Annotated in this window: 24 protein-coding genes; 19 read left to right on the plus strand and 5 right to left on the minus strand. The window is 42.9% G+C overall.

The features are described 5' to 3' along the window. The first annotated feature begins 5 nt into the window (after positions 1-5). From apaG to VM932_RS07925, 6 genes are all read left to right on the plus strand, one after another. A complete protein-coding gene (gene apaG, locus VM932_RS07900; protein WP_326278257.1) occupies positions 6-392 on the plus strand; it encodes a Co2+/Mg2+ efflux protein ApaG in 387 nt (128 codons plus the stop codon). 73 nt (positions 393-465) lie between these two features. Further along, the gene (gene pruA, locus VM932_RS07905; protein WP_326278258.1) at positions 466-2094 is read left to right on the plus strand and encodes an L-glutamate gamma-semialdehyde dehydrogenase; all 1629 of its coding nucleotides are present in this window, start codon (positions 466-468) and stop codon (positions 2092-2094) included. A 74-nt stretch (positions 2095-2168) separates the two neighbouring features. Further along, the gene (locus VM932_RS07910) at positions 2169-2933 is read left to right on the plus strand and encodes a creatininase family protein (protein ID WP_326278259.1); all 765 of its coding nucleotides are present in this window, start codon (positions 2169-2171) and stop codon (positions 2931-2933) included. A gap of 1 nt (position 2934) precedes the next feature. Further along, a complete protein-coding gene (locus VM932_RS07915) occupies positions 2935-3894 on the plus strand; it encodes a GlxA family transcriptional regulator (protein ID WP_326278260.1) in 960 nt (319 codons plus the stop codon). A gap of 89 nt (positions 3895-3983) precedes the next feature. Next, complete coding sequence (locus VM932_RS07920) at positions 3984-5021, plus strand: DJ-1/PfpI family protein (RefSeq protein WP_326278262.1); 1038 nt, start codon at positions 3984-3986, stop codon at positions 5019-5021. Positions 5022-5176: 155 nt separating this feature from the next. After that, entirely contained in the window at positions 5177-5299 is a 123-nt protein-coding gene (locus VM932_RS07925; protein WP_326278263.1) for a hypothetical protein, read from the plus strand. Position 5300: 1 nt separating this feature from the next. On the opposite strand, the gene rsmG is transcribed toward VM932_RS07925, so the two are convergent. Further along, positions 5301-5936, minus strand: coding sequence for a 16S rRNA (guanine(527)-N(7))-methyltransferase RsmG (gene rsmG / locus VM932_RS07930; RefSeq protein ID WP_326278264.1), 636 nt, complete (start codon positions 5934-5936; stop codon positions 5301-5303). Positions 5937-6048: 112 nt separating this feature from the next. Here rsmG and VM932_RS07935 point away from each other — a divergent pair, with 112 nt between their 5' ends. Next, complete coding sequence (locus VM932_RS07935; RefSeq protein WP_326278266.1) at positions 6049-7152, plus strand: fatty acid desaturase family protein; 1104 nt, start codon at positions 6049-6051, stop codon at positions 7150-7152. Between the two features lie 13 nt (positions 7153-7165). Next, on the plus strand, positions 7166-8350 hold the full coding sequence (locus VM932_RS07940) for a pyridoxal phosphate-dependent aminotransferase (protein WP_326278267.1): 1185 nt from the start codon (positions 7166-7168) through the stop codon (positions 8348-8350). A gap of 86 nt (positions 8351-8436) precedes the next feature. Here VM932_RS07940 and VM932_RS07945 read toward each other — a convergent pair whose 3' ends face one another. Both VM932_RS07945 and trkA read right to left on the minus strand, forming a co-directional pair. Beyond that, positions 8437-9927 carry a TrkH family potassium uptake protein gene (locus tag VM932_RS07945; protein WP_326278268.1) on the minus strand — a complete coding sequence of 497 codons (1491 nt, stop codon included), beginning with the start codon at positions 9925-9927 and terminating at the stop codon, positions 8437-8439. After that, positions 9927-11276 (minus strand): Trk system potassium transporter TrkA, encoded by a 1350-nt coding sequence (trkA, locus tag VM932_RS07950; RefSeq protein WP_326278270.1) that lies wholly within the window; start codon positions 11274-11276, stop codon positions 9927-9929. Before trkA ends, VM932_RS07945 begins: the two co-directional genes overlap by 1 nt. 194 nt (positions 11277-11470) lie before the next feature. Here trkA and ubiE point away from each other — a divergent pair, with 194 nt between their 5' ends. Both ubiE and porT read left to right on the plus strand, forming a co-directional pair. Next, positions 11471-12199, plus strand: a complete 729-nt coding sequence (gene ubiE, locus VM932_RS07955) for a bifunctional demethylmenaquinone methyltransferase/2-methoxy-6-polyprenyl-1,4-benzoquinol methylase UbiE (protein WP_326278272.1) — start codon at positions 11471-11473, stop codon at positions 12197-12199. 4 nt (positions 12200-12203) lie between these two features. Continuing rightward, entirely contained in the window at positions 12204-12902 is a 699-nt protein-coding gene (porT, locus tag VM932_RS07960; protein ID WP_326278274.1) for a type IX secretion/gliding motility protein PorT/SprT, read from the plus strand. A 128-nt stretch (positions 12903-13030) separates the two neighbouring features. Here the strand turns inward: porT and VM932_RS07965 are convergent, their stop codons facing one another. Next, complete coding sequence (locus tag VM932_RS07965; RefSeq protein WP_326278275.1) at positions 13031-13747, minus strand: TrmH family RNA methyltransferase; 717 nt, start codon at positions 13745-13747, stop codon at positions 13031-13033. A 24-nt stretch (positions 13748-13771) separates the two neighbouring features. On the opposite strand from VM932_RS07965, the gene tamL reads away from it, so the two are divergent. The 9 genes from tamL to VM932_RS08010 all read left to right on the plus strand — a co-directional run bounded on the left by tamL (position 13772) and on the right by VM932_RS08010 (position 24596). Then, a complete protein-coding gene (gene tamL, locus VM932_RS07970) occupies positions 13772-16360 on the plus strand; it encodes a translocation and assembly module lipoprotein TamL (protein ID WP_326278377.1) in 2589 nt (862 codons plus the stop codon). Positions 16361-16412: 52 nt separating this feature from the next. Then, positions 16413-17480, plus strand: a complete 1068-nt coding sequence (gene fbaA / locus VM932_RS07975) for a class II fructose-bisphosphate aldolase (protein WP_326278276.1) — start codon at positions 16413-16415, stop codon at positions 17478-17480. A 26-nt stretch (positions 17481-17506) separates the two neighbouring features. Beyond that, entirely contained in the window at positions 17507-18367 is an 861-nt protein-coding gene (accD, locus tag VM932_RS07980) for an acetyl-CoA carboxylase, carboxyltransferase subunit beta (RefSeq protein ID WP_326278277.1), read from the plus strand. Between the two features lie 164 nt (positions 18368-18531). Beyond that, positions 18532-18801, plus strand: coding sequence for a 30S ribosomal protein S15 (gene rpsO, locus VM932_RS07985; RefSeq protein WP_293167671.1), 270 nt, complete (start codon positions 18532-18534; stop codon positions 18799-18801). A gap of 222 nt (positions 18802-19023) precedes the next feature. Beyond that, on the plus strand, positions 19024-21258 hold the full coding sequence (locus tag VM932_RS07990; RefSeq protein ID WP_326278278.1) for a polyribonucleotide nucleotidyltransferase: 2235 nt from the start codon (positions 19024-19026) through the stop codon (positions 21256-21258). Positions 21259-21408: 150 nt separating this feature from the next. Further along, on the plus strand, positions 21409-22272 hold the full coding sequence (locus VM932_RS07995) for a sigma-70 family RNA polymerase sigma factor (RefSeq protein ID WP_014033356.1): 864 nt from the start codon (positions 21409-21411) through the stop codon (positions 22270-22272). A 188-nt stretch (positions 22273-22460) separates the two neighbouring features. Beyond that, complete coding sequence (gene rpe / locus VM932_RS08000; RefSeq protein ID WP_326278279.1) at positions 22461-23120, plus strand: ribulose-phosphate 3-epimerase; 660 nt, start codon at positions 22461-22463, stop codon at positions 23118-23120. Then, complete coding sequence (locus tag VM932_RS08005) at positions 23120-24106, plus strand: YpdA family putative bacillithiol disulfide reductase (RefSeq protein ID WP_326278280.1); 987 nt, start codon at positions 23120-23122, stop codon at positions 24104-24106. Before rpe ends, VM932_RS08005 begins: the two co-directional genes overlap by 1 nt. Before the next feature lie 16 nt (positions 24107-24122). Then, on the plus strand, positions 24123-24596 hold the full coding sequence (locus tag VM932_RS08010; RefSeq protein WP_326278281.1) for a glutathione peroxidase: 474 nt from the start codon (positions 24123-24125) through the stop codon (positions 24594-24596). Here the strand turns inward: VM932_RS08010 and VM932_RS08015 are convergent. Continuing rightward, positions 24593-25633 (minus strand): D-alanine--D-alanine ligase, encoded by a 1041-nt coding sequence (locus tag VM932_RS08015; RefSeq protein WP_326278283.1) that lies wholly within the window; start codon positions 25631-25633, stop codon positions 24593-24595. The two genes, VM932_RS08010 and VM932_RS08015, sit on opposite strands and share 4 nt — an antisense overlap. Positions 25634-25635 lie beyond the last annotated feature (2 nt).

Raw genomic sequence — 25635 nt, forward strand, 5'->3', positions numbered from 1 at the left:
CAGTTATGTTTACACAGGTAACAAAAGGAATTAAAATATCGGTACGCACTTCTTTCGAAGGAACCTTCTTTAAAAACTATAAGGTACATTATGCATTTGGGTACACCATAACCATAGAGAACCTTAGCAAGGACACCGTTCAGCTCACCGCCAGGCACTGGGATGTATTTGATGCCCTCAAGGACATGGAGACCATTGACGGAGAAGGTGTAATTGGCAGAAAACCCGTTATAAAACCGGGTAAATCGCACACCTACAGCTCAGGCTGTCTCTTGGCGTCACCCGTAGGGGCCATGCGCGGCCATTATCGTATGGTCAACTTTACCAATTCAGAAGAATTCGAGGTCGAGATCCCCACATTTAAGTTTGCAGCGCCCTTTGCCATAAACTAATTGGCGTCATTTTATTTTCGGTTTCTGTTTCATTACCTTTGATAGAATTGTACAACTCTAAAAAAACATTTCTATGGGAAAAGGATTTTTTCAAGTTCCAACTGCATACAACGAACCTGTACTGAGCTATGCTCCGGGTTCACCTGAACGAGAAGAAGTACTAAAACAATATAAAGCGTTTTATAATGACAATGTGGACATTCCACTTTACATTGGAAGCGAGGAAATAAAAACGGGCAATACCCGACCATTATCCCCTCCCCACGACCACAAACATGTAATTGGGCAATACCACCTTGCTGAGAAGGCACACGTGGAAAAGGCCATCGCCAATTGTTTGGAGGCCAGGGATGCTTGGGCCAATTTGACCTGGGAACAACGCTGTGCCATTTTTTTAAAGGCCGCCGAACTGATTGCCGGACCTTACCGCCAAAAAATGAACGCTGCCACCATGTTGGCCCAGTCCAAAAATATTTATCAGGCCGAGATCGATTCTGCCTGTGAGATCGTGGACTTTCTGCGCTTCAACGTAGAATATATGTCCCAGATATACAACGAACAACCGGAATCTTCCGAAGGAGTATGGAATCGCGTGGAATACCGTCCCTTGGAAGGCTTTGTATACGCCATAACCCCGTTCAACTTCACGGCCATTGCAGGGAATCTTCCCACCAGTGCCGCTATGATGGGCAACGTGGTGGTATGGAAACCTAGTGACAGCCAAATTTATTCCGCAAAAGTGATTGTTGATGTGCTCAAGGAAGCTGGACTGCCCGATGGGGTAATCAACGTAGTTTACGGAGACCCGGTCATGATTTCGGATACGGTGTTGGACAGCCCTGATTTTTCAGGAATCCATTTTACCGGTTCTACCCATGTTTTCAAGAATCTTTGGAAACAGATCGGAAACAATATCCACAAGTACAAAACTTACCCCAGGATCGTTGGCGAAACGGGCGGAAAGGATTTTATAATTGCCCACCCAACAGCAAAGCCCCAACAGGTGGCCACCGCCATCAGCAGGGGCGCTTTTGAGTTCCAAGGGCAAAAATGCAGTGCGGCCTCCAGAGTATATCTGCCCAAATCCACTGCCGATGAAATTTTGGAGTTGGTAAAAAAAGACATTGCCTCCTTTAATAAACCAGGTTCCCCAGAGGACATGGGTAATTTTATTACAGCTGTGATCCACGAGGGCTCTTTTGATAAATTGGCCAAATATATTGACAAGGCAAAAGCCGATAATGATGCTGAAATAATCGCAGGGGGTAATTATGATAAATCCGAAGGGTATTTTATAGAGCCCACGGTAATATTGACCACGAACCCACAGTACGAGACCATGTACACAGAACTTTTTGGTCCCGTGGTCACCATTTACGTTTATGAGGACAAGGATTGGAGCGAGACTTTGAAGTTAGTGGATGGAACATCGGAGTATGGCTTAACGGGAGCTGTACTGTCCGGAGACCGTTATTCCATTGACGAGGCCACGAAAGCTTTGCAGAATGCCGCAGGGAACTTTTACATTAACGACAAGCCCACCGGAGCCGTTGTGGGACAACAGCCTTTTGGCGGCGCAAGGGCATCGGGAACCAATGACAAGGCGGGGTCCATGCAGAACCTTCTAAGATGGGTTTCCCCTAGATTGATCAAGGAAACTTTTGTTACTCCCGAGGATTATAGATATCCATTTTTGGGATAAAACAAAAAACACCTATTTTAAAGGCCGTCATTACAACATGACGGCTTTTTTGTTTAACCTAACTTATTTAACCCATGCCCAGACCCTATATTTTGGCAGAAACCAACTGGAAACATTTAAAAGACGAATCTATTGACCTTGCTATATTGCCTTGGGGCGCTACCGAAGCACACAACTACCACCTCCCCTATGCAACCGATGTTATCGAGGGAACGTCCATTGCCGAAGCCTCCGCCAAGATTGCTTGGGAACAGGGCAGCAAAGTAATTGTGCTTCCTACGATTCCGTTTGGGGTAAATACGGGTCAACCGGATATTTACTTGGACATGAACCTGAATCCAAGCACGCAATTTGCCATTCTAAAAGATATTCTCACAGTTTTGAATCGTCAGGGCATAAAAAAATTTATGATCCTAAATAGTCATGGCGGCAACAATTGGAAAGCCATTATCAGGGAGTTGGGGCTACTTTTTCCCGATATGTTCCTTTGCGTTACCAATTGGTTCAACCTTGGAAATGAATCAGGGGTTTTTGACAAGCCCGGCGATCACGCCGGTGAGATGGAAACCAGCCTTATTCTTCACCTAACGCCAGAACTGGTATTGCCCAAAGAAGAATGGGGCGATGGAAAAGAATTCAAAAACAAGATTAAGGCCTTTTCCGAAGGATGGGCTTGGACAGAACGTCCTTGGTCAAAAATAAGCGAGGATACCGGTGTAGGCGACCCCAGCAAGGCCAGCAAGGAGAAAGGCGAGGTGTTCTTTAACCTTATCTGTGCCAAAATGGGACAACTTTTTGTTGATATTGCCGAAGCCGACACAAACGACCTTTACCAATAAAATGGGCCATAAACGCAAGTTCCGAGTCTTCTTTTTGATTCCACCTGAGGTACAACTTTTGGATTTTTCCGGTCCTGCTCACTTATTTTATGAAGCGAAAGAGTATGGAGCTGACTTCGAAACTCATTATTTAAGTTTGGACAAGAATTTACACCAGTTGTCAAGCGCAGGTATATCCATGGGTAATTTGGAATATTTTGGGCTTCATCAACTAAATAAAGAAGACCTTTTGTTTATTCCAGGTTTGGAATCTCATTTATTACTATCCCAACAGTTCAAAGAAAAACACTCTTTATTCTTTGAATGGCTCAAAACGCAAAACCAAACCGGTGCTAAAATCTGTTCGGTCTGCACGGGAGCCTACCTTATGGGAATGACCGGTATTTTAGATGAAAAGGAATGCACTACACATTGGAAGTACATTGAAGATTTTAAGAATAGATTCTCCAAGGCCATAGTCCTGTCCGATCGATTGATTGTAAAAGATGGAAATATCTACTCAAGTGCCGGCGTTTCGTCGGGCATAGATTTAGCACTTTATATTATTGAAGAACTCTTGGGACCGGTTTTTGCCTCTAAAATCGCCAAAGAAGTGGTCATTTATTCGCGACGTACTCCAAAAGACCCACAGTTAAGCGTTTATCTGCGCTATCGGAATCATTTGGATAATAGGATCCATGTGGTTCAGGATTTGTTGTCACAGAATCTCGAGAACAAAGTAAAGGTGGAAACCCTTGCGGAAATGGTTCACATGAGCCGCAGGAACCTTACTAGACTATTCAAAAACACCACTGGGACAACTATTGGGGATTATTTAAACCAATTGCGCGCCGAACGTGCAACAGAACTACTTTCCAATGGCTCAAAAGTGAGTGTCGCCGCACAAGCCTGTGGCCTTAAAAGTAGCAACCAATTAAGAGCTTTATTAAAAAAGAATCCAGAGATAATTTCCAAAAATTAAGAACAAGACTGTCCCTATACTGCGCACAATTGTCCTTTCAGAATGCTGGTGACCTTTCTAATTTTGACCGAATCATCAATCTTGGAAAAATGAAACAGTTAACACTTATCATATTTTGCCTTATCTCCGTAATGACCATGGCCCAAAATAACACAGAATACAATACCAAGTATATATGTCCACCATGCGACAGCAGCTGCGATGACATAACCCATGATTCACCCGGCGTTTGCCCTCATTGCAACATGCCTTTGGTAAAAAAAGAAATGTCCAAAACCATTGCCTTTTACCTTCAAGATGGTGTGGAGGTTTTGGATTTTTCTGGACCTATGGAAGTTTTTAGCTATGCCGGTTACCGGGTATTTACGGTTTCTGCAACAAAGGACCACATCAAATCACAAGGTATTTTAACCGTGGTGCCGGACTATAGCATTGAAGATGCACCTAAAGCTGATATTTTGGCTTTTTTTGGCGGAAACTCCCAAGCGGCTTCCCAAAATAAGAATGTTATTGATTGGGTTAAAAACCAAGAAGACATCAATTATTATTTTTCGGTTTGTACAGGAGCGTTCGTACTCGCAGAAGCTGGTATTCTTGATGGAAAAATCGCAACAACCTTTCACAATGCACTCTACGATTTAGAAAACAATTACCCAAAAATAGATGTCCGAAAAAATGTGAGGTATGTTGACAATGGAAATGTGATTACCACAGCAGGAATTTCCGCCGGTATAGATGGTGCTTTGCATTTAGTTGCCAAACTTCAAGGCATCAATGCGGCCAAACGTACTGCCTACTACATAGAGTATGATAACTGGGATATGGGCAATGGGCTCCTATTATCGGAATCAAATCCATACACCAACCAAAAGCATGAAGACTTTTTTAAGGATTTCGAGGGCATTTATCAATACAAAAATGACACTACCTTCAATTTAAAATATGACAGGAGCCAAGGAAATTTATTGGCAGAAATCGACCATATGTTTTACCCTATATATCATGAAACCGATGATCTTTTCTCTGACGTAAGCAGTGAATATGTAGGGTTTATAAGAAATCCTTCCGGGGACATAATAGGCTACCAGCTGGAGAAAAATGGTAAAATATTCAAGAAACTCGATTAATCCAGAACTTAAGAAAATATACACTTACCGATCTTATATCCAACTAATTAAAACGAGATTAGTCAATAAATAGACAATTTATATGTAAAATTAACGTTAACTAATTGTAAATTAAACGTAATCTACTTAATTTTATATTACTAAATCAGTTAGTTATGACAGTTAACATCAATGCATGGGTGAAATCGGCGATTAAAAAGTATGGGCAATTATGGCAATATGCCAAGGACTACGCCAGAAAGTGTAGATTGGTATACAAAAGAATGTACAGTATTTAATTTAACCCTTGAACTTCTGGGGTAAGTACACTACTTTTTTAGTCTCAAAGAAATCCTCTTCAAAATACTCGTTTAAGTCAAAGATCTGAACGGTTTCATAACCCTTCAATTCTTCCGTAAGGTCACCGCCTTTAAGGTAAAGTATGCCATTTTTACGCTGATGGGCGGAATCCTTTTTAATCTTCCCTTTGGTCCAGTGCACAAATGTTGGCATCGCAGCCACTGCCCTGCTTACAATAAAATCATATTGTCCGGGAATTTCCTCCACACGGGAATGATGGGCTTCAACATTCTTCAATCCAAGCCCTTCCACGACTTCATTGACAACTTTTATTTTTTTGCCGATTGCATCAACAAGGGTAAATTTTACGTTTGGAAATAATATGGCCAAGGGAATGCCCGGAAAGCCTCCGCCCGTACCCACATCCAAGATATGGGCACCTTCGTTGAACACCTGAACCTTTGCAATGCCCACAGAATGAAGAACATGGCGCAAATAGAGCTCATCTATATCTTTTCTGGAAACCACGTTGATCTTCTGGTTCCAGTCTTGGTACAACGCCTCCAACTTTATAAACCGTTGCCTTTGCTCGTCGTTGAGTGTCGTAAAATATTTAAAGATGAGTTCCGCTTTCATGTTCCAAACATTAATTTTGTAAAATTAATACTTTTACAGACCTTAACACCGTTCTAACAAAACGTTGTGACTCTAAAAAAGCAATTTAGTTACCTTTGTAAAAATAATTTTTATGGATAATAATACCATCCGGTTTTCAAGAAGAGATTCCGCACAATTTTTCAGGACACTCAACAAGAGAGTAAACGAATACTTCAAAGAAAACAACCTCAAGAAAACCGGAAACTGGAAACTTCACTTGAAAACCATTGTGATGTTTGCCATTTTTCTGACCCCCTACTTTTTAATATTGACCTTAAACCTGCCTTTCTGGGGCTATCTGCTACTTTCCATCACCATGGGTGTAGGAATGGCCGGGGTGGGAATGAACGTAATGCACGATGGAAACCATGGCGCTTACTCCAACAAAAAATGGGTGAACAAGCTAATGGGAAGCAGCATCTACATTTTGGCCGGCAACGTTTACAACTGGCAAGTTCAGCACAATGTACTGCACCATACGTACACAAACATACACGAACACGACGAGGACATGGAAGCTGGAAGAATCTTAAGATTCTCCAAACATGCCGAATGGAGAAAACATCATAAATTCCAACATTACTATTCCATTTTGCTATATGGCCTATTGACCTTTAATTGGGCAATAACCACGGATTTCCAACAAATGTACCGTTATATGAAGCGGAAATTGAGCTACGGAAAACTACCTAATCCAGTAATCAACTGGAGTACATTGGTTATAACAAAAGTGATCTATATTACCATTTGGATTGTTCTCCCGTTGATTTTTGTCGATATTGCCTGGTGGCAAGTATTGCTTGGGTTCTTTATCATGCACTACGTTGCAGGAGTGATCCTGAGTGTGGTTTTCCAATTGGCACACATTGTGGACCACGCAGAAACCCCTTTACCGGACGAGGAAGGAAACATGAAGAACACTTGGGCCATTCACCAATTGTTCACCACCGTGAATTTTGGCACTAAAAACAGAATTGTAAACTGGTTTACCGGGGGATTGAACCATCAGGTGGAGCATCATATCTTCCCAAACATCAGCCACATACATTACACAAATATTTCCAAAATTGTGAAACAGACTGCTCGGGAGTTCAATTTGCCTTATCACGAATATAAAACTACCAGAAAAGCTATAATTTCGCACTTCAAACACTTAAAGGAGCTAGGTAAAAAACCTACGCTTCAATATCAGTAAAAACGAAGTACCAATGAGCAACCACTTATCTGACAGGATCAAGAACATGTCCACGTCAGCAACTTTGGCCATGGCTGCCAAAGCACGGGAATTACGAAATGAAGGAAAGGATATTATAGGTTTGAGCTTGGGGGAACCCGACTTCAATATTCCTGATTTTATCAAAGATGCCGCAAAGCAGGCCATCGACGAGAATTATAGCAGCTACACCCCTGTTGATGGGTATGCAGAGCTAAAAACAGCGATTTCAAACAAATTCAAAAGAGATAACGACCTTGATTATGGTTTGAACCAAATTGTGGTATCCACTGGAGCGAAGCAATCGCTGTTTAATGTGGCCATGGTGGTTCTTAACCCAGGCGATGAAGTAATTCTCCCAGCTCCGTATTGGGTCAGTTACAGCGACATCGTAAAATTGGCCGAAGGTGTGCCCGTAGAGGTTCTCACTCAAATCGACACCGATTTTAAGATGACACCAGCGCAATTGGAGGCTGCCATAACCCCAAAAACAAGAATGATCTGGTTCAGCTCACCATGCAACCCCAGTGGTTCGGTGTACAGCAAGGAAGAATTGGAAGGTTTGGCCAAGGTATTGAAAAAACACCCCGATATTTATGTGGTTTCGGATGAAATCTACGAGCATATCAATTTTGCAGGCGGCCACGTAAGCATTGCCGGCATTGATGGCATGTACGACAGGACCATTACCGTAAACGGCGTATCCAAAGCTTTTGCCATGACGGGATGGCGTATCGGGTATATCGGCGCACCGGAGTGGATAGCTAAAGGCTGTACCAAATTACAAGGACAGGTGACCAGTGGTGCCAACGCCATTGCGCAGCGTGCCGTAATCACCGCATTGGAGGCCCCAGTGAGCAAGATCCAATTTATGATCGACAAGTTCCATGAAAGAAGGGACCTCGTACTTGGACTTTTGGGAGAGATAGAAGGATTTAACCTCAACGTGCCCGAGGGTGCATTTTATGTGTTCCCCGATATTTCGGCATTCTTTGGAAAAACCTTGAACGGTGTTACCATTAACAACGCTTCAGATTTTTCACTATACTTGTTGGAGCATGCCAACGTGGCCACGGTTACCGGGGAAGCTTTCGGAAATCCTAATTGCATTCGTATATCCTACGCAGCATCGGAAAAAGAATTGAAAGAGGCCATTGCCCGAATTAAGGCCGTGCTTTAAAAATATGAAGATGTCATACTGAAGCTGTTTCAGTATCCCACCATAAATCGACTAAAACCTCTTGTTTACTTCAAGAGGTTTTTTTATTAGGTCTTTTTCCAGAAATATGGGGTAAGCAAAATCAGTACAGTGAACAGCTCCAACCGGCCCAAAAGCATTAAAAAACTACACCACCATTTACCTGCCGCAGGAAGGCTGTTATAATTGCTGACCGGGTTTAAACTGCCCAAAGCGGGGCCTACATTACCCAGCGAAGAAGCAGCCCCCCCAACGGCCGATACAAAGTCCAATCCCAAGAGGCCCAGCACCAACGAACCTATAATAAAGAGCAGCATATACAGTACAAAAAAAGCTATCACATTGTAAACAATATGCTCTGTAACCGTTTTTTGATTGTAGCGAACAGGTATGATGGCATTTGGGTGCAAGGTCCTCTTAAATTCCAAAATACCGTTTTTGATGATCAATAAGTGTCGCATAACCTTGATTCCTCCCGCTGTTGAACCCGCCGAGCCTCCGAGGAACATTAAACCAAAAAAGAAAACGGTCAAAAATGGGGTCCATGAGGTAAAATCCGCAGAAACAAATCCCGTTGTTGTAATCACTGCAACCACCTGAAACAAACCATGCCTAACGGTGCTTTCCACTTCTCCCAGTACCATAGGGTGAAAATCGGATACGGGCACATCTGCCCTAAAATAAATACCCAAGGCAACAACAATGGTAAAGATCACCACAAAACCAAGGTAGTACTTGAACTCTTCATCCTTTAGGATGCGTTGCACCTTTCCTGTTAATGCAAAATAGCTGAGCACGAAATTGCTTCCTGCCAAAAACATGAAAAGAATTACAATGTATTGAATCAAAGGTTGATCGTTCCAAAAGGCCAAGCTCGCATTTTTGGTGGAAAACCCTCCTGTTGACATAGTGGCCAGTGCATGATTGATGGCATCGAAAAAAGACATTCCAGCAAACTTTAGCAGCAAGGCCTCCAGCACTGTATATCCAAAATAAATCAACCAAAGCCTCTTAGCCGTATCGGTAATTCTTGGGTGAAGTTTATCCCCTCCGGGCCCGGGCGCTTCTGCGGCGAACAATTGCATGCCACCAATACCCAAAAGTGGTAAAATGGCAATGGCAAGTACAATAATTCCCATACCCCCGATCCAATGGGTAAGGCTCCGCCAGAGCAAAATTCCTTCGGGCAAGGCTTCTATATCATCCAATATTGAAGCTCCCGTAGTGGTGTAACCCGACATGGTTTCAAAAAAAGCATCGGTAATGGAGGGTATTGCTCCGGAAAAAAGATAGGGCAACATCCCAGAAATAGACATTACGATCCATCCGAATGTCACCACGATATATCCTTCTTTTTTTTGGACCTCCTTTTTATGGCCCCGTGTGTAGAACATGGCCATCATCCCAAAAAGCATGGTCACAATGGCGGCCAACATAATTTCCATGGTGGCACCATCTTTATATATGCCACTGGCAAGTGCTGCCAAAAGCATAAAAGAGCCATTGCAAAGCAACAAAAGCCCCATAATATGAATAATGATCCGTGTATTGAGCTTCATTATAGGAACAACTTTTCTATCCTTGGTATGGCTTTGGGCAAGCAGCAGACCACTACCTTGTCCCCTTTGGCAATCCTAAAATCACCCAACGCAATAACTCCCTCTCCGTTTCGGATAACACCACCGATACTTGCCTCTCTAGGGAAATTAAGATCCCTGATCAACTCACCATTTACCAAGGATGTAGCCTTTACTTCAAACTCTAAAATTTCGGCATTTAAATTGTTGAGACGGGTCAAGGCGAGCACCTCCCCTTTCCGGATATACCTAAAAATGCTGTTTGCGGCAAGGAGCTTCTTATTGATCAAGGTATCCACACCAATGGATTGGGACAATTGGAAGTAGTCCATATTCTCGACCAAGGCTATGGTTTTCTTGATTTTTTTGCTCTTGGCCACCAAACAGGACATTATATTGGTCTCGGAATTTCCCGTAACGGCAATAAAGGCGTCCATGGATTCCAGATTTTCTTCCTCCAACAGCTCTACATTGCGCCCGTCCCCATTTATTACAAGGGCATGGGGCAATTCATCCGCAATGTCAAATGCCTTTTCCTTGTTTTTTTCAATAAGTTTTACATTGAATTTTTTGTTGCAGAGATCCCTTGCCGTTTTATACCCCACTTTACTGCCTCCGAGAATCATCACATTTTTAATTTCCTGTTTTTGCATTCCGGAAAGCTTGTACAGTTCTTCCACTCCCTTATCCGAGGTAATGAAATACACCTGATCGCCTTCTTTAAAAACGGTATCACCCCTTGGAATCAAAGTAAATTGAGTTCCTTTTCGCTGCAATGCGATGGGCATAAAATTGAGTTCTGGAAAAATTCGAGCTGCCTCCTTCACCATCTTCCCTACAAATGGTGCGGTTTTGGGCAGTATTACCCCGAACATGGTGAGCAGTCCTCCTTCAAATTGATAGGTATCGTTAAAGGCGGATTGATTGAGCATCAACTGGATCTCCATAGCCGCCAAGCGCTCCGGTGAAATCAATTCATCAATACCCAATTCCTCAAACTTGATAATATCCCGATTGTCCATGAATTCCGTATTGGAAATTCTGGCCATGGTACGTTTGCAGCCCAATTGTTTTGCAAGCACACAAAGGGTCAGGTTGGTAGTTTCCGATGCTGTTACCGCGATTACCAGATCGGAGCCGTCGACTTGCGCATCTTGCAATACTTGGATAGATGTAGCATCGCCCCGAAGTACTCGAATATCCAAATGGTTATCGGCATAGGACAGTCTTTCCTTATCGGTATCGATCAAAGTGATCTCCTGTGCTTCATAGGACAATAATTTGGCCAAATGAAACCCGACTTCACCAGCACCTGCAATAATGATTCTCATTGATTGGAATAGGATGTGTTCTCAAATAACCTCAGCTTGCACGTTGCAAACAATATCAGGAATGGTATGCTATACGTAAACTCCATACTTTTAACCAAATACGGAAAATAAATCCCTTTGGAGGGCAAAATTACATAAATAATTTTGTCTTCATCCCTTAAGCTAAGTTGTATATTTGCCACCAAATTTAAGCGATGTCGAAAAAGGTGACGCCCTATAGAGAATCTGAGCTTGGCAAAAAGGACCAAGTAAGGCAAATGTTCGATAATATATCTGGAAATTACGACGGCCTTAACCGTGTTATTTCCTTTGGAACCGATGTTAAATGGCGTAAGCGCATCGTGGCTTTTTTAAAGGACAAATCCCCAAATTCAATTTTGGACATTGCCACCGGCACAGGTGATCTTGCCATTGCCATGGCAAAGACCGGGGCCAAAAAAATTGTCGGTCTGGACCTATCTCCCGGCATGTTGGAAGTGGGCAAAACCAAAATATCCAATAAAAAATTACAGGATACCATTGAAATGGTGGTTGGAGACAGCGAAAACCTACCTTTTCAAGACAATTCCTTTGATGCGATCACCGTGGCCTTTGGGGTGAGGAATTTTGAAGATCTGGATAAAGGGCTGGAAGAAATTTATCGTGTACTAAAACCAAAGGGACATTTTGTAGTTCTAGAAACTTCCGTCCCCACCAAGACCCCTTTTAAACAAGGATATAAAATATATACAAAGTATGTTTTGCCCACTATAGGCAAACTTTTTTCCAAGGACAGATCGGCTTACAGATATTTGAGTGAATCGGCATCTGTTTTCCCTCATGGTGAGGCTTTCAACAATATTTTGAGGAAAATCGGGTTTATAGGAGTAGAGAACAAACCACAAACCATGGGTGTCGCATCCATTTATGTCGCTTCAAAATAGATTAATGAAAAATCTCCTTATCCTTTTTGGACTTCTAGCAGTAACAAACACCCCTGCCATTGCCCAATTTGGCGGCGACCTGATTTTAAATCTTCAGAACGAGGATAAGAAATTTTTGAACTGGGGATATTATCTGGGGTTTAACCAATACGACTTTCAATTTGAATACAAGGATGATATTGGCAAAGATATATTGGTGGACAAAAGTTTTGGTTTTAATGTGGGATTGATCGGAGAACTTAGAATAAATGAGTTTTTGGATGCCCGTTTTGAACCCGGCCTGCTCTACACTTCCAGAATCCTTGGTTTCCCGGGCTTTACTTCCCAAGTCGATGCGCTGCGCGAAGTGCGTTCGACCTATATAAGGTTCCCTTTACTGATAAAGGCCAGTACCCGAAGAATTGGAAACTGGAAACCATTTATTGTGGGCGGAGTGTATACTTCCATCAATTTGGGAAGCAATGAGGATAGCCTAGATGATAACAGTAGTGGACAATTCAGAATGAAACAAAATGTGTATGGGTATGAATTGGGTTTTGGAATTGATTTTTACACCGAATACTTTAAGTTCACACCATCTATCCGAGGTGTTTTTGCCCTTACCGATGAATTGGTTCCGGATGAGGACCCCAACAGTCCTTGGACCGGGAACATCAACGCAATGCGCACCCGGGGAATCTTCATCAATTTTACGTTTGAATAGTAAGATTCAAATTCCAAAAGACAGCACTCGACTACTGACTTCTGACTTCCAACTCCTGATTCAAAATGCAATAACCAGTAACGGAGTGACGGTATGCAATAAGTTCTGCCAAGTTCAAGTTCCAAAAACTACCTTCGTATTTCATTCAACAAAATGGCGGTTGCCGTGGCTACGTTCAAACTTTCGGCAGTGGCAGCACCAAATTGGGGAATGGAAATTCTTTTGGTGATAAATTGACCCACTTTGTCAGAAATGCCGTTGGCTTCGTTGCCCATTACCAAAACTCCCCTTTTCGCCAAATCGGCTCTATAAATGGTTTCGCCATCCATAAAAGCACCGTAAACGGGAAGCTCTGTTTTTCGCAAATAATCTTCCAAATCAACATAAACAATGTTCACCCGAGCAATGGAACCCATGGTGGCCTGTAATACTTTGGGGTTATAGCAATCTACCGTGTCCGGCGAACAGACGAGCTGTGTTATACCAAACCAATCACAAAGCCGGATAATGGTTCCTAAATTACCGGGGTCCCTAACGGCATCCAGCACCAAGATCCAATCATCATCAATGGCTTTATGGGATTCGGTCATATAAAAAACCCCCAACACGCCATTTGGGCGGGTCAGGCTGCTCATTTGCTTCAAAACTTTGGAGGAAACCACGTCGGCACCTTTAAATTTCCCCATCAATACAGCATCATCAACAAAAACTTTAAATGGCTTTACTCCCGCCTGCAGTAATTCATTCACTACCTTTTCTCCTTCAACAACAAAGAGTCGATGTTGAGATCGGTACTTTTTTTGCTTTAGGCTAACAACTAGTTTAATTTGGTTTTTTGTAACCATCTAAATCGTGTATTTTTGGCTTCTATGAATGGTTCTTTTGGTGTAACGTGCAACTGGGCAAAAATAGGATTATTGTTGCTTTTGCTTAGCATTTTGGGTTGCAATACCTTAAAAAAGGTTGGGGAGGATGAATTATTGCTCACCAAAAACACCATTTTGGTCGATGATGAAAAAATAAGCAGCAGCGAAATAAAAGGACTTATCTCACAGAAACCCAACAGCAATGTTTTGGGATACCGGCTAAAACTCAATCTTTATAACCTAGCCAAGGAAAACCCCGATTCATCATTCCAGGATTGGCTGCACCGAAAAGAAAAAAGGGAAAAACGACTTAACAATTTGCTTTCCGAGAAGCAGGTAAACAGATTGAGCGAATCATTTCTGGTAAAAGGATATAGTGAGTTTTTGAAGAGAATTGGAGAACCCCCTGTTATTATTGACACTTCAGAGACCAATAAATCTCTCAAAAAACTGGAATCCTATTACAATAGCAAAGGGTATTTTAACAACACGGGGGAATATCAAATAATGGATAGCAAAAAAAAGAGAAAGGCAAGTATTGAGTATAACATCACCCTGAATAAGCCTTACATTGTGGACACCATACAAAAAAACATTACCTCCCCAGAGTTGGATTCCATATACCAGAATGCAATTGGGCAAAGTTTTGTTAGACAGGGTGAACAATTTGATTTGGACAAATTTACCATGGAGCGGGAGCGATTAACAAGCTTGTTTAGAAATTCGGGGGTATATAATTTCCAGGAAAGCTCCATCAACTACAGTATTCTGCGGGATACTACCCTTGCTTCGGACGACCAGCTCATGGATGTGCAATTGAACATTAAAAAATTTAGGAGCTCGAACGATAGTACGGATACCAACATGCCGTACAAGGTGGCTCGCCACAAACAAATCAACATTTACGCAGATTACGATATAAACGGAGGCATGGATACTTTACAGCGTATTCAACACGAAAACTACAACATCTATTACAATGGCAAGCTCCGCTACCGCCCCAAAGCATTGGCCGATGCCATTTTCTTTGAAAAAGATAGTGTTTACCGGGATTTGGACAGAATAAGAACCTACAGGCAGATCACCAACCTGAACACCTTTAAGTACCCCAGTATTGAGTTTATACCGGATTCCACACAAACGGAACTGGAAACCAACATCTACTTGGCCGCCAAGCCCAAATACTCTTTAAACCTAAATTTTGATGTCACCCACTCCAACATTCAACAAGTGGGCACCGCCTTTAGTACTTCGGTGATCACACGGAATGTCTTTGGAGGTGCAGAAACTTTGAATATTTCGGCAAGGGGATCCATTGGTTTGTTGAGCGATGCCTCCCTATCGGATGAAACATTCACCTCCGAGCTCGGAGGGGATATCAACATTACATTCCCACGAATCTGGCTGCCCTTCAATACAGAGCGTATCATACCCTATTATATGCTCCCACAAAGCCGATTGTCCGCAGGTACCAACTTTCAACGGAACATCGGTTTGGACAAACAGTCCCTGAACTCCATTTTATCCTATAACTGGTCGCCTTCCGAACGGTTAAAAAACAATATTGAACTTATTAATGTGGAGTTTGTACGCAATGTAAACACGAACAATTTCTACAATGTATACCGAAATACCTTTTCCAATTTGGACGATATCGCCGATCAATTTCAGGACAACCCTGAATATTCCTCCTATTTTGATCCCATTCTGGAAGAAGGTGAAGAACCAAAGCTGAGCATACCAGATGGAGCAAACCGATTTGCCCAAGATGTATTGAGCGGTTCAATTCCAGTAAGCCCAGAAGAGAAACAGGAAGTAAATAGCATTGAGGAAAGACGAAGAAGGTTAACAGAGGACAACCTAATTTTTGCCAGTAATTTCACCCATACCAAAAACAGTAAATCAGGTATCAACGACCTTGATTTCTATCAGTATCGTATAAAACTCGAAAGTGCCGGTGCCATGCTCTCATTGCTCACCAATGCAATACCTTTCAACAATAATACCAACGGACAGCACCTTGTCTTCAGCGTTCCTTTCTCCCAATACCTAAAAACCGAGTTCGATTATATACGCCATTGGAGTATTGGAGGAGGACAGGTAATCGCCTTTAGGAGCTTCTCCGGCCTGGCAATTCCCTATGGCAATTCCGACAACGTGCCCTTTGTTCGCAGCTACTTTGCAGGTGGGTCCAACGACAACCGCGCCTGGAACGCTTACGAGCTTGGACCTGGCAGTACGGACAACATCAACGATTTTAACGAGGCCAACCTAAAACTGGCCCTAAACCTTGAATATAGGTTCCCCATTGCCGGCGATGTAAAGGGTGCCCTTTTTGCGGACGCAGGCAATATTTGGAATGTATTCGACAACGAAACAAACCCCGACGCCATATTTAGCGGGTTCGCCTCTCTAGGGGACATTGCATTGGGAACCGGCCTTGGGCTTCGATACGATTTTACCTATTTTGTTTTTAGGTTGGATGTAGGGTTCAAAACGTACAATCCAGCCAAAATCGGGCCCGATCGTTGGTTCGATGGATACAGCTTCAAACAGGCCGTCTTCAACATAGGGATCAATTATCCTTTCTAGAGGAAATATTTTATTACTTTTGTTTCCTATTTAATTTGAAACCAATATAACTATGTCCCACAATATCAAGCCCGGTGTTGCAACCGGTGATGAAGTACAGGCAATTTTCAACCACGCAAAAGAGAACGGATATGCACTTCCTGCCGTAAACGTAATCGGTTCAGACAGTATCAATGCCGTAATGGAAACCGCCGCAACATTGAACGCTCCCGTAATCATCCAATTTTCCAACGGAGGGGCCCAGTTCAATGCAGGAAAAGGACTTTCCAATGAAGACCAGAAAGCCGCAATCCTTGGTGGTGTTGCAGGCGCTAAACACGTTCACCAATTGGCCGAGGCCTACGGAGCAACCGTAATTCTGCATACAGACCACTGTGCCAAAAAATTGTTGCCTTGGATCGATGGACTTTTGGACGCTAGTGAAAAGCATTACAAGGAAACCGGAAAATCATTGTTCAGTTCACACATGATCGATCTTTCCGAAGAACCACTTGAAGAAAACATTGAAATCTGCAAAGAATACCTAGAGCGCATGAGCAAAATGGATATGACTTTGGAGATTGAATTGGGAATCACCGGAGGCGAGGAAGATGGTGTGGACAATACGGATGTTGACGATTCCAAATTGTATACCCAGCCAGAAGAAGTGGCCTTTGCTTACGAAGAACTTTCAAAAGTAAGCCCAAGATTTACCATTGCTGCCGCATTTGGCAACGTACACGGGGTATACAAGCCAGGTAACGTAAAGTTGACCCCAAAAATCCTTAAGAACTCCCAAGAGTTTATCACCGAGAAATACGGTGTAGAGCACAACCATATCGACTTTGTATTCCACGGAGGTTCAGGTTCCACTTTGGAAGAAATCAGGGAAGCCATCGGTTACGGGGTCATCAAAATGAACATTGATACCGATTTGCAATACGCATTTTTGGAAGGTGTTCGTGATTACATCCAAGGAAAAAAGGATTATCTACAAACACAGATAGGTAACCCTGATGGCGATGACCAACCCAATAAAAAATACTACGATCCCCGAGTTTGGCTGCGAGAAGGAGAAAAAACCTTTATGGCCCGTTTGAAAAAAGCCTTCGAGGATTTGAACAATGTAAACACCCTGTAGCCTTTGTCTAACTAAATATTGATTGCATGTCGTCTTGGTTTAAAAGAAAGGAAAAAGGAATACAAACAGCTACCGAGGAGAAAAAAGACACCCCAAAGGGGTTGTGGTACAAATCCCCCACTGGTAAGATTGTAGAGGCCGAGGATTTGGCAAAAAACTTCTACGTAAGTCCGGAAGATGATTATCACGTTCGAATTGGCAGTAAGGAATATTTTGAAATCCTTTTTGATGACAACAAGTTCCGTGAACTTGATACAAAAATGACGTCCAAAGACCCATTAAAGTTTGTGGATACAAAAAAATATTCCGATCGTTTAAAGGCTGCCCAGAAAAAAACAGGTTTAAAAGACGCGGTGAGAACTGCAGTTGGCAAGTCCCAAGGAAAGGATATTGTTGTAGCCTGCATGGACTTTGCCTTTATAGGAGGTTCCATGGGAAGTGTGGTTGGCGAAAAAATATCGCGCGCCATTGATGTGGCCAAAAGGAAAAAAGTGCCATTTGTGATGATTTCCAAATCTGGCGGGGCCCGTATGATGGAAGCCGCCCTATCCCTGATGCAATTGGCAAAAACATCAGCAAAATTGGCCCAATTGGCCGATGCAAAAATACCGTACATTTCATTGTGTACGGACCCTACAACAGGTGGCACAACAGCTTCCTATGCCATGTTGGGTGACATTAACATTGCTGAACCCGGTGCTTTAATAGGATTTGCCGGACCAAGGGTTGTAAAGGACACTACCGGGAAAGACCTTCCCGATGGTTTCCAAACGGCCGAATTTTTGAAAGAACACGGTTTCTTGGATTTCATTACCCATCGCAGGGATCTGAAGAAAAAAATCAATCTCTATATCGATTTGATTACCAATCAACCTGTAAGAAATTAAAAAAGGCCCCGAATTCGGGGCTTTTTTGTTTTACAAAGAGAAAGTCCGGTTTATAGCAACCTTAAAAGTTTGACCGATAAGCCCTTTGATTTCAAAAAAACGCTTACCTTTGCACGCTGATCGTAGATTGATCAATACATAAAAATCATTTAAATAATATTGGAATGTATTTAACAAAAGAAGTAAAGGCCGAGATTTTTAAAAAACACGGCGGCTCTGAGAGCAACACCGGTTCCACGGAAGGACAAATTGCTTTGTTCACACACCGTATCAACCACTTAACCGGACACCTTAAAAGGAACCACAAAGATTACAACACCGAGCGTTCTTTGGTGGCATTGGTAGGTAAAAGACGTAGTCTTTTGGATTACCTTAAGAAAAAAGACATTGAAAAATATCGTTCCTTGATCAAGGAATTGAATATTAGAAAATAAAAACAAAAAGGGGAGGCTTAGGCTTCCCCTTTGTTTTGGTTGAACTCGTTTCAACCGCATAAAAGTCCCAGCTTTACACTGGGCAAACACAAAAAGCTACAAATAGTTTTTCATTGGTCAAGTGCTCCCAAGCACACAACAACAACACAACCCGACCGCCCGGATGGCGGTAGACCCAATGTTTAACAACCTGACCATAATTGGTTGGGTAAGATTAATTTTATGATTTCAAAGACATTCAAAGAGGTCATAGACCTCGGTGACGGTAGGGAGATTTCTATCGAAACCGGAAAACTGGCAAAACAGGCCCATGGCTCTGTTGTTGTCCAATCTGGCAAGTGTATGCTATTGTGTACAGTTGTCTCCAATTACAAAGCTTCGGACGTGGACTTTTTACCACTTACCGTGGATTATCGCGAAAAATTTGCCGCCGCAGGACGTTATCCAGGTGGTTTCTTTAAAAGAGAGGCAAGACCTAGCGACGGCGAAGTATTGACCATGCGTTTGGTGGACAGGGTACTGAGACCATTGTTCCCTAAGGATTACCACTCCGAAACACAGGTGATGATCCAGTTGATGTCGCATGACGAGGACGTTATGCCCGACGCCATGGCCGGATTGGCTGCTTCGGCCGCCATTCAACTTTCGGATTTCCCGTTCGAATGTGCCATATCGGAAGTTCGTGTGGGCAGGGTGAACGGTGAGTTCGTCATCAACCCGACCAGAGCACAATTAAAGGAGTCCGACATCGACATGATGATCGGTGCCTCCGCAGATTCCGTGATGATGGTGGAAGGTGAAATGGACGAAATTTCCGAAGAGGAAATGGTGGAAGCCATCAAATTTGCCCACGAAGCCATTAAGGTACAGTGTGCCGCACAGATAAAATTGGCTGAAGCTTTCGGCAAAAAAGAGGTCCGTGAGTACGAACTGGAAGCTGAAGACGAAGAACTTCAGAAAAAAATCCACGACATGGCCTACGACAAGGTATATGAAGTGGCCAAAGCAGGTTCTTCCAAAAAAGAACGAAGCGAGGCATTTGCCGCTATCAAAGAAGAAATCAAAGCATCTTTTTCCGAAGAAGAATTGGAAGAAATCGGCGATTTGATTTCCAAATACTACCATAAAGCAGAAAAAGAAGCTGTTAGAAACCTAACATTGGAAGAAGGACTTCGTTTGGACGGTCGTAAAACCACAGATGTTCGACCTATCTGGTGCGAAATCGATTATTTGCCCTCCGTACATGGTTCCGCCATCTTTACCCGTGGCGAAACTCAAGCTTTGGCAACAGTTACTTTGGGAACCTCAAGAGAGGCCAACCAAATAGACATGCCATCTTACGAAGGTGAAGAAACATTCTATTTGCACTACAACTTCCCTCCTTTCTCAACTGGTGAAGCACGACCCATTCGTGGTACATCCCGTAGAGAGGTAGGACACGGTAACTTGGCACAACGTGCGCTAAAAGGTATGATTCCCGAGGATTGTCCTTACACGGTCCGGGTGGTTTCCGAAGTATTGGAATCCAACGGTTCCTCATCCATGGCAACCGTATGCTCCGGTACCATGGCCTTGATGGATGCCGGTGTTCAATTGAAAAAACCCGTTTCCGGTATTGCCATGGGATTGATCACTGATATGGAGACCGGTAAATATGCCGTACTATCCGATATTTTGGGTGACGAAGATCACTTGGGCGACATGGACTTTAAGGTAACCGGTACCGCAGATGGCATCACTGCTTGTCAAATGGACATCAAAGTAAAAGGACTTTCTTATGAAATCCTGGTAAAAGCTTTGATGCAAGCCAAAGATGGCAGAATGCACATTTTGGGCAAACTTACCGAAACCATTGCCGAGCCTAGAGCAGAGGTTAAGTCCTATGCTCCAAAAATTGTTACCAGAGTTATTCCAGGTGAATTTATTGGTGCACTTATCGGTAAAGGCGGGGAAGTGATCCAAGAACTTCAAAAAACAACCAATACCACAATTGTCATCAACGAAGACCCAGATACCGAAGAAGGTATTGTGGAAATTCTTGGTACAGACCAGAATGGTATCGATGCCGTATTGGCCAAGATAGATTCCCTAATGTTTAAACCAGAAGTGGGAAGTGTTTATGAGGTCAAAGTGATCAAAATGCTTGACTTTGGCGCTGTGGTAGAATATACCGAGGCACCAGGGAACGAAGTATTGCTTCACGTATCCGAATTGGCATGGGAACGTACCGAAAATGTATCCGATGTGGTAAATATGGGAGATGTGTTTGATGTGAAATACTTCGGACTAGACCCAAGAACCAGAAAGGAAAAGGTATCGAGAAAAGCCTTGTTGCCAAAACCTGAAGGGTATCAAGAACGTCCTCCCCGCAACGATAGAGGTGGTGACCGCAGAGGTGGTGGCGGAGACCGTAGAGGTGGCAACCGCGATAGAAAACCAAGAAGGGATAGAGATTAAAACTTCTTTGTTTTGGCATATAAAAGCCCCGAGCAATTGCTCGGGGCTTTCTTTTTAAAAAAAATGTAACCAAAATGTAACCTTTTAGTTTTTTCAACGTATAACCTAATGAGCTCCGGTTCACAAATTTAATTTGAAGGGATTTTTTAGATGAGACAGTTAAAGATTACAAAACAGGTTACCAATAGGGAAACCGCGTCGTTGGACAAGTATTTGCAGGAAATTGGCAAGGTAGATCTTATTACCGCCGATGAGGAAGTGGAGTTGGCACAGCGAATAAAAGCGGGAGACCAAATAGCCTTGGAAAAATTAACCAAAGCCAATCTTAGGTTCGTGGTTTCTGTGGCAAAACAGTACCAAAACCAAGGGTTGACACTTCCGGATTTGATCAATGAAGGAAATTTGGGACTTATCAAGGCCGCACAACGTTTTGATGAAACCCGTGGATTTAAATTTATTTCTTACGCCGTTTGGTGGATTCGCCAGTCCATTCTTCAGGCATTGGCCGAGCAGTCCCGTATTGTTCGTTTGCCCTTGAACAAGATCGGTTCCATCAACAAGATCAACAAAACATTTGCTTTCTTGGAGCAAGCGCACGAGCGCCCACCATCCGCAGAGGAAATTGCCAAAGAATTGGACATGACCGTGGAAGATGTGAAGCAATCCTTGAAAAACTCAGGTCGCCATGTATCCATGGATGCCCCCTTGATTGATGGTGAGGATTCCAACCTTTACGATGTATTGCGTAGTGGTGAATCCCCTAACCCGGACAAGGAACTTTTGCACGATTCCCTTCGCACCGAAATCGAGCGTGCATTGGAGACCCTTACCCCCCGTGAAGCTGATGTAATCAGACTTTACTTTGGTTTGGCCGGGCAACATTCCATGACCTTGGAAGAGATTGGTGAAACTTTTGACCTTACCAGGGAAAGGGTTCGTCAAATCAAGGAAAAAGCCATCCGTAGATTAAAACACACTTCCAGAAGTAAGATTTTAAAGACATATTTGGGATAAAGTGTAAAAAAAAACGCCATAAATTACAGTTAAACTATCCTTAAATTTGATTTTTGGCAGGAAAGTTGTAATTTAGTAAGATATAACAGTTTATCATGACTGTTCGTTTTTTGATTGATGAATAAACTCCGGCTGATTACCGGAGTTTTTTTCGTTTATGGATGATGGTAATTGGCTAACTTTGTACTATGAACAAATCAATGATTGCCCCTTCGCTCCTGGCTTCCGACTTTGCCAATCTTCAACAAGAAATAGAAATGGTGAACCAAAGTGATGCCGATTGGTTTCATTTGGATGTTATGGATGGTGTTTTTGTTCCGAACATATCCTTTGGGATGCCTGTGATAGAAGCCATCGCCAAGCATGCCAAAAAACCGTTGGACACCCACCTCATGATTGTTGACCCAGACCGATACATCAAAGCCTTTGGCGATTTGGGCGTAAACCATTTGACCGTTCATTACGAAGCATGTCCCCATTTGCACAGAACCCTGCAAGCTATAAAAGTTGAAGGGATGAAGGCTGGGGTGGCCATCAACCCGCACACTTCCATAAAACTATTGGAAGACACCATACAGGATATTGACATTGTAATCGTAATGAGCGTAAATCCGGGCTTTGGAGGTCAATCTTTTATTGAGAACACCTATCAAAAAGTGGCCGACCTCAAAGAATTGATAAATCGTAAAAATGCGAAAACCTTGATTGAGATTGATGGGGGCGTTAATGCAGGTAATGCCAAAAAATTAATCCATCATGGTGCGGACGTTTTGGTCGCTGGCAGTTTTGTTTTTAAAAGTGCCAACCCAGCCAAAACCATTAAAAAATTAAAAGAAGAAATAGCATAATGCAGGAATTTGATGTTGTCATCATAGGAGGCGGCCCTATTGGGATCGCCTGTGGTTTGGAAGCAAAAAAACAAGGGCTTTCCTATGTCATTATTGAAAAAGGGCCCATTGTAAATTCGCTGTTCAACTATCCTGTAAACATGCAGTTTTTCTCATCATCCGAAAAGTTGGAGATAGACGGGATTCCCTTCATTAGCAAAGAGGCCAAGCCCAAACGTAACGAGGCCTTGGAGTATTACCGAAGAATCGTGACCTCGAATCAATTGAACATTCATCTTTTTGAAAAGGTCATCGACACCGAAAAGCAAGGGGATATTTTTTCTGTAAGAACCGATAAAGATGAGTATAGGGCCAAAAACGTAGTGGTGGCCACGGGATTTTACGACTTGCCCAACAACATGAATGTCCCCGGTGAAGATTTACCCAAAGTATCCCATTATTACAAAGACCCTCACTTTTACGCCAGTCAAAAATTGGTGGTGGTCGGCGCAAGTAATTCGGCCATAGATGCCGCCTTGGAGTGTTGGCGCAAAGGTGCCGAGGTAAGTTTGGTGATCCGAGGCCCAGAGGTGGGGCCTCGAGTAAAATATTGGGTTCGCCCCGATATCATCAACCGAATTGAGGAAGGCAGCATTCAAGCCTTTTACAATTCCACGGTCAAGGAGATCAAACCAAACGAAATCATCATCAATACCCCAGAAGGTGAAGTTACCATGGAAAACGATTTTGTATTGGCCCTAACAGGGTACATGCCCAACTTTGCCTTTTTGGAAAAACTCGGCATACAACTTTCCAACGACCCAAAAAGATTGCCCACCTACGACCCGGAAACCATGGAGACCAATATTGATGGATTGTTTTTGGCAGGAGTAATCTGTGGCGGTATGGAAACCCACAAATGGTTTATCGAAAACTCCCGGATTCATGCCCCTATTATTATGAGGACCGTAAAAAATAAATTACAATTGGCAGAAAAGAAGTCTTAATCCAAAAATCATTACCATGGGCTTTTACACCTTTGAAGCAGAACGATTGGACGGCACCTTGGAGTCCATGGAAAAGTACAAGGGCAAAACCGTTGTTGTGGTCAATACAGCCAGTAAATGTGGGTTAACACCACAATACGAAGGGCTGGAGGCACTCTACAAAGAGTACAAAGAAAAGGGACTGGTTATTTTGGGATTTCCCTGCAATCAATTTGGAAACCAAGAACCCGGCAATGCCGATGATATTCAGGAATTTTGCCAAGTGAACTATGGCGTTGGTTTTCCCATGTTTGCCAAAATCGATGTCAACGGTAGGAGTGCCCATCCAATTTTCAAGTACCTCAAATCGGAATTAGGCAGTTTGTTGGGAGGAAAAATTAAATGGAACTTCACCAAATTTGTGATTGATAAAACGGGAAAGCCTGTAAAAAGATTTGGATCTACGAAACAGCCAGAAGCCATGGAAAGCTACCTTAAAAGCATACTCTAAAACTTTAATTGCGCCTGTAAGGCACCTGTTTGTTTGAGCATGGCCCTGCCATCCTTAAAACTTAAATAAGAATGTCCCGCCCTTTTGTTAAGGATGCTGATTTCGCACAACATGCCCCAATGCCGGGCAACTTCTCGCCAAGCCCATAACAATGAGTGTTTGGGGTCGTAAATATGGGTAGCCTCCCCCCCTGCACCATTCACCTCGATAATGCTAAAGTTTTTTCCTTGACAAAGCTCCTCGAAAGAGTTGTAAAGTACATCCAATCTACCGTAATGGAAACCGTTCATCTGGGAACATACCTTATCAATGGTTTGCACTAAATCATCATTGATTTTATGGCTTATGTCCACAAACTTGGCCCCTCGGGTATGGCTTCCGTAGGGTACTAGAACAAATTCTTCTCCCAAATCCAAAATCTGTTGAAGCCGGTCACCAAACTTTTGTTCCAACACCTTTAATTGTAGATGGCTTCGTGGGTTCTTTTTGATAAGCTGCACCATTGTACTTGTACCATCACCCGTAATGGACAAAAATTCCTTGGAAACGATCCCGGTAATTTTGCCCTGTTTTTCCCCTGGTTTGCTAACATAGAATATGCCCACTTCTTTTTGATATGGAATAAGTTCCTGCACCAAAAAATGGGAAGGGCTCCAACGCGCATAGTTCTGGAACTCATCTTTATCATGAATTTTTTCAACACCAAAGGCTTTCATACCAATATCGGGCTTTGCAATAAATGGAAAGTCGATGCCCGTAGACAAAACATGCCCCAAGACCGATTTAGCAACCCCATCCTTCCCAATAAATAGGGTTTTGGGAATAAATTGATCGGGAATCATATTATAGATATCCATTTTGGATACCATGGCCATGCCCCCGTTCTTCATTCCAGGGTTGGCTGCATTGAAAAAGAAAATGGACCGTGCTTTAATCGAAAAAAACAACCAAACGGGAAACATGGGATAATAAATCATCCAAAAAGGCCAATACTCCCAATGGGTTATCCGATGCCATATCAGTTTAAGGGAGCCCATGA

It is taken from the genome of Flagellimonas halotolerans, assembly GCF_035818535.1.
In the GTDB taxonomy this organism is placed as follows: domain Bacteria; phylum Bacteroidota; class Bacteroidia; order Flavobacteriales; family Flavobacteriaceae; genus Flagellimonas; species Flagellimonas halotolerans.